General features: G+C 64.9%; 11 protein-coding genes. 2 read left to right on the top strand and 9 right to left on the bottom strand.

From position 1 onward, the window contains the following. Positions 1–3: 3 nt before the first annotated feature. Positions 4–798 (bottom strand): polyphosphate kinase 2, encoded by a 795-nt coding sequence (ppk2, locus tag NSO95_RS00900; protein WP_257594255.1) that lies wholly within the window; start codon positions 796–798, stop codon positions 4–6. A 43-nt stretch (positions 799–841) separates the two neighbouring features. On the opposite strand from ppk2, the gene phhA reads away from it, so the two are divergent. Next, the gene (gene phhA, locus NSO95_RS00895) at positions 842–1,783 is read left to right on the top strand and encodes a phenylalanine 4-monooxygenase (RefSeq protein ID WP_257594254.1); all 942 of its coding nucleotides are present in this window, start codon (positions 842–844) and stop codon (positions 1,781–1,783) included. A gap of 3 nt (positions 1,784–1,786) precedes the next feature. Here phhA and NSO95_RS00890 read toward each other — a convergent pair whose 3' ends face one another. From NSO95_RS00890 to NSO95_RS00875, 4 genes are all read right to left on the bottom strand, one after another. Next, entirely contained in the window at positions 1,787–2,068 is a 282-nt protein-coding gene (locus NSO95_RS00890) for a hypothetical protein (RefSeq protein WP_257594253.1), read from the bottom strand. A gap of 71 nt (positions 2,069–2,139) precedes the next feature. Beyond that, positions 2,140–2,943: an undecaprenyl-diphosphate phosphatase gene (locus NSO95_RS00885; RefSeq protein ID WP_257594252.1), complete on the bottom strand. Its 804-nt coding sequence runs from the start codon at positions 2,941–2,943 to the stop codon at positions 2,140–2,142. Between the two features lie 112 nt (positions 2,944–3,055). Continuing rightward, on the bottom strand, positions 3,056–5,194 hold the full coding sequence (locus tag NSO95_RS00880) for a M13 family metallopeptidase (protein WP_257594251.1): 2,139 nt from the start codon (positions 5,192–5,194) through the stop codon (positions 3,056–3,058). A gap of 118 nt (positions 5,195–5,312) precedes the next feature. Beyond that, positions 5,313–7,184: an ABC transporter transmembrane domain-containing protein gene (locus NSO95_RS00875; protein WP_257594250.1), complete on the bottom strand. Its 1,872-nt coding sequence runs from the start codon at positions 7,182–7,184 to the stop codon at positions 5,313–5,315. Between the two features lie 163 nt (positions 7,185–7,347). Between NSO95_RS00875 and NSO95_RS00870 the strand changes: the two genes are divergently transcribed. Next, entirely contained in the window at positions 7,348–8,607 is a 1,260-nt protein-coding gene (locus NSO95_RS00870; protein WP_257594249.1) for a polyhydroxyalkanoate depolymerase, read from the top strand. Here NSO95_RS00870 and NSO95_RS00865 read toward each other — a convergent pair. The 4 genes from NSO95_RS00865 to NSO95_RS00850 form a co-directional block, all read right to left on the bottom strand. After that, positions 8,604–9,206 carry a DUF4126 domain-containing protein gene (locus tag NSO95_RS00865; RefSeq protein ID WP_257594248.1) on the bottom strand — a complete coding sequence of 201 codons (603 nt, stop codon included), beginning with the start codon at positions 9,204–9,206 and terminating at the stop codon, positions 8,604–8,606. The two genes, NSO95_RS00870 and NSO95_RS00865, sit on opposite strands and share 4 nt — an antisense overlap. A gap of 28 nt (positions 9,207–9,234) precedes the next feature. After that, positions 9,235–9,837 (bottom strand): hypothetical protein, encoded by a 603-nt coding sequence (locus tag NSO95_RS00860; protein ID WP_257594247.1) that lies wholly within the window; start codon positions 9,835–9,837, stop codon positions 9,235–9,237. A gap of 87 nt (positions 9,838–9,924) precedes the next feature. Further along, positions 9,925–11,109, bottom strand: coding sequence for an acetyl-CoA C-acyltransferase (locus NSO95_RS00855; protein ID WP_257594246.1), 1,185 nt, complete (start codon positions 11,107–11,109; stop codon positions 9,925–9,927). 114 nt (positions 11,110–11,223) lie between these two features. Next, positions 11,224–11,673: a MaoC family dehydratase gene (locus tag NSO95_RS00850; RefSeq protein WP_257594245.1), complete on the bottom strand. Its 450-nt coding sequence runs from the start codon at positions 11,671–11,673 to the stop codon at positions 11,224–11,226. Positions 11,674–11,721: the final 48 nt, after the last annotated feature.

Below are 11,721 nucleotides of genomic sequence, written 5' to 3'. Positions count from 1 at the left end.
GGTTCAGTCTCGCGGATAGCCGGGGATCGGTTCGATCGCGCCATAGGTTTCGTGCAGCGGTGCATGCCCCAGCGCCGGAAAATCGAGCGGCTCGTCCTCGACATGCGTATCCGGCAAGCGGTCGAGCAGGTCGCGGATCAGCGTCAGCCGCCCGCGTTTCTGGTCGTTGAAATCGACCAGCGTCCACGGCGCGAAATCGGTATGCGTCGCCGCGAGCATCGCTTCGCGCGCATCGGTATAGGCCTGATATCGCTCGCGCGCGGCAAGGTCGATCGGCGAGAGCTTCCAGCGCTTGAGCGGGTCCTCCAGCCGTTCGGCGAGCCGTTCCTCCTGTTCGGCCTGGTCGGTGGCGAGCCAGTATTTGAACAGCAGTATGCCGTCGTCGACCAGCATCCGCTCGAAATGCGGCGCATCGACGAGGAAGCGCTCGACCTGCTCGTCGCTGGCGTAACCCATCACCTTCTCCACCCCGGCACGGTTGTACCAGCTGCGGTCGAACAGCACGATCTCGCCCGCCGAGGGCAGGTGCCGGACGTAACGCTGGAAGTACCACTGGGTCCGTTCTTCCTCGCTCGGCTTGCTCAGCGCGACCACCCGGCACTGGCGCGGATTGAGCCGCTCGCTCACCGCGCGGATCGCGCCGCCCTTGCCCGCCGTATCGCGCCCTTCGAAGATGACGCAAATACGCGCGCCGCTTGCCCGGGCCCAGCGCGCGACGCCCACCAGTTCCTGCTCCATCGGCTCGAGCAGCGCATCGTATTCCTTGCCTTTGATCTTCGCCAAGCGCACCTCCTGCATTTGTCAGCCTTGCTTCAGCCTGCTATTGGTAACAATTGAAACTATGGCCACCACAGCACAGCCCGCACAGGATTTCAGTGTCCTGCCCGAATTGCCAGCGGATGTCTTTACCGCTCCGCTCAAGAAACCCGCGCATGTCGGCCATGACTGGCTCGAGCCGAAGCAAACCGCCTATACATCGGAAGACGATGCGATCTGGAACGATCTGTTCGCGCGGCAGATGGATGTGCTGCCGGGCCGCGCGGCGAGCGCTTTCATGGCGGGGCTGGAGAAGCTTGACCTCAATCGCGGCGGGGTGCCCGAATTCGGCCGACTGAGCGAGGATCTGTCCGCGCTGACCGGATGGAGCGTGGTGCCGGTGCCGATGCTGATCCCCGATCACGTGTTCTTCTGGCATCTGGCCAACCGCCGCTTCCCGGCAGGCAACTTTATCCGCACGCGCGAGACCTTCGACTACATTCAGGAACCCGACGTGTTCCACGACGTGTTCGGCCATGTGCCGATGCTGACTGATCCGGTGTTCGCCGATTACATGCAGGAATACGGCAAGGCCGGGTGGAAGGCGATGCGCTACAACCACCTGAAGGCGCTCGGCGCACTCTATTGGTATACGGTCGAATTCGGGCTGATCCTCGAGCAGGGGAAGGACCTGCGCGCCTATGGGGCGGGCGTCCTGTCGGGGCCGACCGAAGCGGTCTATTCGGTCGAGGCACGCAGCCCCAACCGGATCATGCTCAACGTCGATCGGGTGATGCGCACCGACTATGTGATCAGCGACCTTCAGCCGACCTATTTCGTGATCGAGAGTTTCGAGGATCTGTTCCGGCAGACGGTCGAGCGCGATTTCGACCGGCTGTATCGCAGCCTCGGGCCGAGCTTCACCTATGCCAACACGGCGGTGATCGACGTCGACAATGTGTATGACCGGGGCACGCAGGAATATCTTCTGCGCGGCGGTCGGGGGAGCGGCGCGAAGCCGGTGTAGCCCTCAGCGATTGCGCGAGCGGTCATCGCCGGTGCCGTCCCACGTGCGCCGGATCGAAACCACGCTGGCAATCACGATCGCGCTGGCCAATGCCGCCGCGATGAAGGCCTGCGGGCTGAGGCCGGTCATCGCCGAACCGTCATAGACCGCCAGGCCGGCCACTACCGCGCTCACCGCGCCGCTGGCGATGAGAACAGGGTCGTCGCCGCTCTCGGCGGGCTGCGTCATGATCGACGCAAGCCAGCCAAACACGGCTCCGACCAGCAGGAGCAAGAGCAAGCCCATTTCTGTCGGTATCCGAAAATTGTCGTCGCAGGATCAATCCGGAAAGCGCCGCTTTGTTCCTTGTCCGCTCCTCAGCGCATCGCCAGCCAGACCAGGCCTGCGGCCCCCACCACGATCCGGTACCAGGCGAAGGGCGCGAAGCCGATCCGGGTGACGATCTCGACGAACAGCTTCACCACCACCAGCGCGACCACGAAGCCGACGACCGAACCGATGCCGATCAGCTGGTAATCGTCTGCGGTCAGCCCGGCGCCGTGCTTGTAGAGCTGGTAGACGGTCGCACCGCTCAAAGTCGGCACGGCGAGGAAGAAGCTGAACTCCGCCGCCGTCTTGCGGTCGACCCCGAACGCCATTGCGCCGAGGATCGTCGCGCCCGAGCGGCTGACCCCGGGAATCATCGCAAGGCACTGCACGATCCCGATCAGGACGGCGGTGCGCAGCGGGACTCCGGCGACACCCGGCCCGGTCGCAGGAGGATTGGCCCAGCGCTCGATCGCAAGGATGGCAAAACCGCCGATGATCAGCGTCCAGCACACCAGCGCCGCGTTGCCGAGCATGGTCTCGATGACGTCGCCCAGCGCCAGGCCGAGCAGGACCGCCGGGAAGAACGCGACCAGCAGATTGCGCACGAAATTTATCGCGCCCTGCTCGAACCCGAACAGCCCCTTGGCGACATCCCAGAAGGTGCGCCAGTAGAGCACCACGATCGCGAGGATCGCGGCCGGCTGGATCGCGATGTTGAACACCTCCCAGTCGGCCTGGTCGAAGCCAAGCAGTTCGGTCGCGAGGATCAGGTGCCCGGTGGAGGAAACGGGCAGAAATTCGGTCAGCCCCTCGACGATGCCGAGGATGATGGCGGTCATGGTTTCACTCATGGCTGCGCCTCATGCCGCCTCACCCGGCCAAGTCAAATGCAAACCGGAAACCGGCAGCAAAAAGCGCCCCTTCGCATGCGAAGGGGCGCCTCTGTCAGTTGTCCTGCGAGTTCTACCAGATGCGGATGCGCTGTTCCGGCGGCAGGTAGAGATCGTCATCGGGGGTGACGCCGAAGGCTTCGTACCATTCGTCGAGGTTCCGCACGATCCCGTTGGTGCGGTATTGCGTCGGGCTGTGCGGACCCTGGCGGATCTGCGAGCGCAGCGCGTCCTCGCGGTATTGCCCGCGCCACACCTGCGCCCAGGCGAGGAAGAAGCGCTGGTCGCCGGTCAGCCCGTCGATCACCGGGACTTCCTTGCCCGCCGTCGCCAGCTTGTAGGCGCGGTAGGCCATGCTCAGCCCTCCGAGATCGCCGATGTTCTCGCCCAGTGAAAGGCGGCCGTTGACGCAGGTTGTGCCCTCGTCGAGCGGGCAGAAGGTGCCGTATTGTGCGGCAAGTGCATTGCCCTTCTCGTCGAACGCCTTGCGGTCGGCGTCGGTCCACCAGTTGCGCAGCGCACCCGACGCGTCCGACTTCGAACCCTGGTCGTCGAAGCCATGGCCCATTTCGTGCCCGATCACCCCGCCGATCGCGCCATAGTTGACCGCGATGTCGGCATCCTTGCCGAAGAACGGCTGCTGCAGGATCCCGGCGGGGAAGACGATCTCGTTCTTGGTCGAGTTGTAATAGGCGTTCACCGTCTGCGGCAGCATGCCCCATTCGGTGCGGTCGATCGGCTGGCCGAGCTTGGCGAGGTTGTCCGCCGCCTGCCATTTCGCCGCCGACATGCTGTTGGCCAGCGGGTTACCCCCGACGATCGCAAGGCCTTCGTAGGTCTCAAGATTGTCGCGATAGCCGATCTTCGGGTCGAAGCTGTCGAGCTTGGCCATCGCCTCGACCTTGGTTTCCTCGCTCATCCAGTCGATTTCCCGGAGCGATTCCGCCAGCGCGACGCGCAGGTTGGCGACGAGTTCATCCATCGCCACCTTGCTTTCCGGCGGGAAGTTGCGCTCGACATAGGATGCGCCGAGCAGCTCGCCGAGCATGCCTTCGGTCGCGTCGATCGCGCGTTTCCACCGGTCGCGCTGCTGGGGAACCCCGTTGAGCGTGGTGCCGAAGAACGCGAAATTTGCTTGGTCGAACCGCGCGGGCAGAACCGAGGCGTTGGACGACAGGAAGCTCTTGATCGACCACGCCTTGAGCACCTCCAGCGGAGTCGCCGCCAGCAGTTCGAGCATGGCGGGGGTGCCGCCGCCGATCTTGGCCACGACTTCCTCCGACAGGCCGAGTTCGGCGATCCGCTCGGCCGAGGGAGGCATGTCGCCGACGATGAACCGGTCGGTTGTGCCGAAACCGCTCGTCGCAAGGAACGCCGCGATCGGGAAGGATTCCGACAGCCCGCCGAGCTCTTCGGGCGTGAGCGCGGTGTAGGTCAAGTCGCGGTTGCGGCGCACGGCGCGGTCCCACGTTACCTTGCGCGCAATCGAATCCTCGAAATCATAGACCTGCTTGGCGGTGGCCGCAGCATCCGAATAGCCCGCTTCGCCCATCAGGAAGGTCAGGTAATCCATATAGGCCTTGCGGATCGTCAGACCCTTTTCGCTCTCGTCGAAGTAATACTCGCGGTCCGGCATGCCGAGACCGCCGCTGCCGACATAGACCGAATAGCGGGTCGGCTCCTTGGCATCGACGCTGACAAACCCGCCGACCGGCGAGGGGTAGCCCGGAGTGGCCCACAGGGTGACCAGCTCGCCCAGCGTATCCGCCCCGGCGATCGCCTCGAGATAGGGCTGCGGGGGTGCAAGACCGGCCGCCTCGATCGCATCGGTATCGAGGAAGGCGTTGTAGGCATCGACGATGCGCCGTTCGTTGCCGGTCAGATCCACGGCCGGTTTCGCAGTCAGTTCGTCAACCACCGCCTTGACGTCGAAGGTCGATTTCTCGCGCAGCAGGTCGAACGCGCCGAAGCGCGCGCGATCGGCGGGAAGCGGATTGGCATCGATCCACTTCTGGTTGGCATAGGCGAAGAAGTCGTCGCCCGGATCGATATCCTCGGACAGGTACTCCGGGTCGAAGCCCCAGGTGCCGAAGCTCATGGTCGGCGCGGCGACGGCTTCTTCAGGCTTCGCTTCGGCCTCTTCGGCGAAGGCGGGGGTAGCAAGCGCCAGCGCAGTCGCGCTGACGCCGAGGGCGAGAAGGGTGCGGATCATATCAGTCTGTCTCCCGAAGATTCGTTGCCCGGCGTGCGGGCGCAAGTCCATGACCTTGCAATAGCCGGGTCTGCCGTGTCGTGTCGCCACTGATCGCGCCGCAAGGGCGGTTGGTCGATTAGGCCGCCTTGCCGTCGGTGAATTGCAGGCTGGCGAGGCGGCTGTAGAGCCCGCCCGCGCCGGTCAGCTGCGCATGGGTGCCCTGCTCGACGATCTGCCCGTCTTCCATCACCACGATCCGGTCCGCCGCACGCACGGTCGCCAGCCGGTGCGCGATGACCAGCGTCGTGCGGTCCCGCATCAGCCGGTCGAGCGCGTCCTGCACCAGCCGTTCGCTTTCGGCATCGAGCGCGCTGGTCGCTTCGTCGAGCAGCAGGATCGGCGCATCGCGCAGCAGCGCGCGGGCGATCGCGATGCGCTGCTGCTGCCCGCCCGACAGCCGCGTGCCGCTTTCGCCCAGATAGGTGTCGAGTCCCTCGGGCAATTCGCGCAGGAACCGCTCGGCATTGGCCGCGCGCGCGGCTTCCCAGATGTCTTCGTCGCTCGCGTTCCAGTTGCCGTAGCGCAGATTGTCGCGCGCATTGGCGCTGAACAGCACCCCGTCCTGCGGCACCAGCGCGATCCGCTGGCGGATGTCCGCCGGGTCGGCGCTGGTCAGCGGAACCCCGTCGATCCGGATCGAGCCCGCCTGCGGGTCGTAGAACCGCTCGACCAGCTGGAAGATGGTCGATTTGCCCGCACCCGACGGGCCGACGATGGCGACCGTCTCGCCCGGTTCGACCTCAAGCGTGAAATCCTTGATTGCGGCGGTTTCCAGCCGGGTCGGATAGCGGAAGGTGACATTGCGGAACGAGAGGTTCCCGCGCGGCGGCACCGGCAGCGCGAGCGGGCGCTCGGGCACGGCGACGGTCGGCTCTTCCTCCAGAAGTTCGTTGAGCCTGCTCGCCGCCCCGGCCCCGCGCAGGAGATCGCCGTAAACCTCGGTCAGCGAACCGAACGCGCCCGCCACCAGGCCGCCGGTCAGCACGAAGGCGGCGATGGTCCCGCCGCTGATCTCGCCGGTCGCGACCCCGTTCGCGCCGCGCCACATCAGCAGCGTGATCGACCCGAAGATCATCAGGATGATGACCGAGGTCATGATCGCACGAATCAGGATTCGGCGCTTGGCCACCGCGAAGGTCCGCTCGACCGCGCCCTCGAACCGCTCGCCCTCGCGCGCTTCCTGGTTGAACGCCTGGACGATCTTCATCGCGCCAAGCACCTCGGTGACCATCGCCCCGACATCGGCCACCCGGTCCTGGCTGGTGCGCGAGACATTGCGCAGCCGCCGCCCGAAGAGGGTGATCGGGATGATGATCGCCGGGATCACCAGCGCGAGACCGATGGTCATCTGCGGCGCGAGGACAAACAGGTAGATCGTCCCGCCGATCGCCATCAGCGTATTGCGCAGCGCGACCGACACGGTGGTCCCGACCACCTGCTCGATCAGCGTCGTGTCCGAGGTCATCCGGCTGGAGATTTCCTTCGGGCTGTTCTCTTCGTAGAAACCCGGCGCGAGGCGGAGCAGATTGCGCTGCACTTTCAGCCGGATATCGGCCACCACGCGCTCGCCGATCCAGCTGACGAAATAGAACCGCAAGGCCGTGCCGATCGACAGCACCAGAACGATTAGTAGCAGGTAACGGAACCAGCGCGCGATATCGGCCGGATCGCCGCCTTGCGAGAAACCCTTGTCGATGATCAGCTTGAAGCCCGCTGGAATGGCCAGCATCGCCGATGCGGTGATGAGCAGCGCGAGGAAGGCAAACGCGATCTGGGTCGGGTATTTCGCCGCCTCGACATAGATCATCTTGAGCGGGCGGAGCGACTTCGACGGCTTGGCCTCTACCTCACCCGCCACTTCGCCCTCCACCTTGGCCGACCGGCGCGAGAATATCGAGCTTCGCCGCGGCTGCGGGGCTTCGGCGATCTCGTCTTGCTGTGCTTCCATGCGCCGGACCTAGCGGGGCATCGCGGCGAATTCCACCATTTGCGCGGGCTTTTCCCACCGGCGCGCCAATGATGCGTTGCACAATGCTACCGGATCGGTCAGTGTGCAGTGCACAAAAGGCCCCGCGAGAAGCCGGGGCACGGTTTCAGCAGAGGACTTCGGATTGCTCTATCACATCCATGAATTGCAGCGCGCCTGGCTCAACAGCGCCAGCGCCTGGGCCTCGATCGGGGCGGGCATGCTGTCCAACCCGCGCCTGCCGATGGGCTATCTCGGCATGGGCTCGATGATGGCATCGGCGCTCGAAGTCTTCGCCCACGCCGCCGCGCCCTATGGCAAGCCGGCGTTCGGGATCGAATTCGTCGAGATCGGTTCGAAGGCATTCCCGGTCGAGGAATCGACCGTGCTCGGCAAACCGTTCGGCGATCTCAAGCGCTTCCGCCGCGAAGGCCTGCCCGGCAATGCGCCCAAGCTGCTGATCGTCGCCCCTATGAGCGGGCATTACGCAACCCTGCTGCGCGGCACGGTGGCGCGGATGGTCGAAAGCTGCGAGGTCTACATCACCGACTGGGCCGACGCGAAGATGGTGCCGGTCGAGGCGGGGCATTTCGATCTCGACGACTATATCGACTATCTGATCGAATTCCTCGACCATATCGGGTCCCAAGGTAACGGGGAGCGTGCGCATATGATGGCGGTGTGCCAGCCCTCGGTGCCCGCACTGGCCACCACTGCAATCATGAACCGCGACAGCCACCCCGCCGCGCCGCAGACGCTGACCATGATGGGCGGCCCGATCGACACCAGGGAAAGCCCGACCACGGTCAACGATCTCGCGATGGAGCGCCCGATCGAATGGTTCCGCCACACAGTGATCGCGACCGTGCCGATGCAATACAGCGGCGCGGGGCGTAAGGTCTATCCCGGCTTCCTCCAGCTCGCGAGCTTCATGAGCATGAACCTCGGCAGCCACATGATGAGCCATTACGAGATGTTCAAGCATCTCAACATCGGCGACGAGGGCGGCGCGCAGGCGACCAAGGATTTCTACGACGAATATCGCAGCGTGTGCGACATGACCGCCGAGTTCTACCTCCAGACGGTGGAAGAGGTGTTCCAGAAGCACTCTATCCCCAATGGCACATTCGAGCATCGCGGCAAACGGGTCGATTTGGGCGATATCGACCGCACCGCGATTCTCGCGATCGAGGGCGAGCGGGACGATATCTCGGGCCTCGGCCAGACGAAGGCGGCGCTGCACCTCGCAACCGGCCTGACCGAAAACAGGAAGCGCTACTACATGGCCGAAGGCGCGGGCCATTACGGCATCTTCAACGGCAGCAAGTGGCGCACCAAGGTTGCCCCGGTGGTCGAGGATTTCATTGCCAAGCACGGCAAGGCAAAGCTGAAAGCGGTCGCCTAGCCGGTTTCGGTGGGCTTCCCGGCGCCGAACAGTTTCCGGATGATCCGCCGCGCGATCAGCAGCAACCAGATCGCCAGTGCAAGCAGCACCAGCGCGATCCCGCCCGCGACATAGGGATATTCATAGGCGAGATAGAGCAACCCCACGGTTGCTACGTCCTCGACGGTCGAGACGGCGATATTGCTCACCGGTTCGGGACTGGTGTTGACCGCGGCGCGGGCGCTCGCCTTGCCGCCATGGGCGAGGAGGCTGGCCCCGCCGCCGAGCAGGAAGGCGACGACCTGCGTCGCGGGATCCGACGGGTCGACGATCGCCAGCGCGAGCAGTGCGCCCCCGACCGGGCGGACGAAAGTGTGCACCGCGTCCCACGCCGAATCGAGCCACATGACCTTGTCGGCGAAGAATTCCGCCACTGCGGCAACGCCCGCGATCCCCATCACCCACGGGTTTTCCAGCACCGCGAGGCTGGCAAGGTTTTCGGGCACCGGCAGCGCGTCGAACCGCATCGCGAGCCCGGTGGCAAAGATGCACAGGTAGAGCCGCCAGCCCGCCAGCAGGCTGACGCTGCCCGCGATGCCGATGATTTCCATGATCCCCATCGCGGTTCCCCTCGCTCCTATCTCGTCGCTATTGCGCGTTGCCGAGCAGTTCGGGCTCGTCCGGGCAGCGAAAACCCTCGGTAGCGGCCGCATCGGCCAGTTCGCGTGCCTTCTGGTTGGCGTCAGGGGTGTCGCCCGCGATCTGCGCCACGCGGCAGGCAGGCAGGCCCAAACGGGTCACCGTCTCGACCGCGAGCACCGTGCGCCCCTTGGCTTCCTCGGTCACGTCGAGGAAGCGGAAGATCACCGCGAAGGGCTGGCCGTTCTTCAATCGCCATTCAACCGTATCACCGATATCGTTGAACGCGCCGATGGTCTGGAATCCGCCGTCGTCCCCCCCCGCATCGAGATCGAAGCGCCCGTCGCCTTCCTGCACCAGCAGCGGCAATTCGCCGAAGCCGGGGCAGCGGTATTCGGCGGAGGAGCCTTCCTCGCGCTCCTCGCTTAGCACCTCGCACTTCGCAAGGTCGAAATCGGTGTAGGTCGAAGCGAATTGCGGCGCGGCGTTGAGCTCGGCCTGTTCCGCCGTCGGCGCCGGGGCATCGCCACTCTCCGAACCCTCGTCCAGCCCGCCGCACGAAGCGAGCGCCAATGCCGCGCAGGCCCACAGGGAAAATCTCGCGAATCGCATATCGTTGCTTCCTTTCCCTGCGCGAAACGCAGCGGGCGGCCCCCGGTTTCCCGAAAGCCGCCCACCCTTATCCCAGTTCGGACGCGATCAGAAGACTTCGAACAGCCCCGCCGCGCCCTGCCCGCCGCCGATGCACATGGTCACCACGGCATATTTCACGCCGCGACGCTTGCCTTCGATCAGCGCGTGGCCGGTGCAGCGCGCGCCGGTCATGCCGAAGGGGTGCCCGATCGAGATCGAACCGCCGTTGACGTTGAGCAGTTCGTCGGGGATACCGAGCGTGTCGCGGCAATAGAGCACCTGCACCGCGAAGGCCTCGTTCAGTTCCCACAGGCCGATGTCGTCCATCTTGAGATCGAACGCCTTGAGCAGCTTGGGGATGGCGAAGACCGGGCCGATGCCCATTTCGTCGGGCTCGGTTCCCGCCACCGCCATACCGACGTAGCGGCCGAGCGGCTGCAGGCCGCGCTGTTCGGCGACCTTGGCTTCCATCAACACGCAGGCCGAGGACCCGTCGGCCAGCTGGCTCGCATTGCCCGCGGTGATCGTGTAGCCTTCGCCCATTACCGGCTTCAGGCTGGCGAGGCCTTCGAGCGTGGTGTCGGGGCGGTTGCACTCGTCCTTCGCGGCGACGACTTCCTGGAAGGTGACTTCCTTGGTTTCCTTGTTCATCACCGCCATGGTCGCCTTGCACGGCACGATCTCGTCGTCGTACTTGCCCGAAGCCTGCGCGGCGGCGGTGCGCTGCTGCGACTGGAGCGAATACTCGTCCTGCGCCTCGCGGCTGATGTTGTAGCGTTTGGCCACCACTTCCGCCGTGCCGATCATCGGCATGTAGGTGTCCTTGTGCATTTCGAGCAGTTCGGGATCGGTCTCGATGAAGGCCTTGCCGCTGCCGCTGACCTTGGAAATGCTCTCGATCCCGCCGGCGACGCAGATGTCCTGGCGGTCGACGATGATCTGCTTGGCGGCAGTCGCAATGGTCATCAGGCCGCTCGAGCACTGGCGGTCGATCGTCATGCCCGGCACGGTCACCGGCAGGCCCGAACGCAGCGCGATAAGCCGCGCGACGTTCATCGTCTGCGAACCCTGTTGCATCGCCGCGCCGAACAGCACGTCGTCGATCTCGCCGCCTTCGAGCCCGGCGCGCTCGACCGCGGCCTTGACCGAGAACGAACCCAGCGTCGGGGCCAGCGTGTTGTTGAACGAACCGCGCCCGGCCTTGGTCAGCGGGGTGCGGGCGGTGGAAACGATGACGGCGTCACGTGACATTTCTTTTCTCCTTGCGGAGAGCGGCACCAGCCCACTCCCCCACCCGACCACCCAGAACCTAGGGGTAACCTTTGGGTGGTCGGGTGGGGGAGTGGGCTGGTGCCGCCCCCTAAATCAAACAAACAGCTGGGTGATCCATTCGCAGATCAGCGCGGGCTTGTCCTCGCCTTCGATCTCGATGGTGATCTCGCAGGTCTGCTGCCACTGGCCGGGGCGCTTCTCGACCATTTCGAGCAGCTTCCAGTGGCCGCGAATCCGCTTGCCGCTGCGCACCGGCGAGATGAAGCGCGTTTTGTTGCCGCCGTAGTTGACGCCCATCTTCACCCCGTCGATCTTGGGCGTGTCCGAATTGGCGCCGAGATAGGGGATCATCGACAGGGTCAGAAAGCCATGCGCGATGGTGCCGCCGAACGGGGTCATCTTGGCGGCTTCTTCGTTGATGTGAATGAACTGGTGGTCGCCGGTCGCATCGGCGAACATGTTGATGCGCTCCTGGCTCATCTCCACCCATTCGCTGGTGCCGATATGTTCGCCGGTCTTGGCTGCGAGTTCCTGCGGGGTCATTGGCCTCTCCTGGTCGCCGAGTGTGAAAAACTGGCGGCTTCATGGCCC

The organism is Parerythrobacter lacustris, assembly GCF_024626475.1.
GTDB classification, from domain to species: Bacteria; Pseudomonadota; Alphaproteobacteria; order Sphingomonadales; family Sphingomonadaceae; genus Parerythrobacter_A; species Parerythrobacter_A lacustris.
The sequence above is the reverse complement of the archived record's forward strand: the minus strand, read 5'-3'. Positions and strand labels throughout refer to the sequence as shown.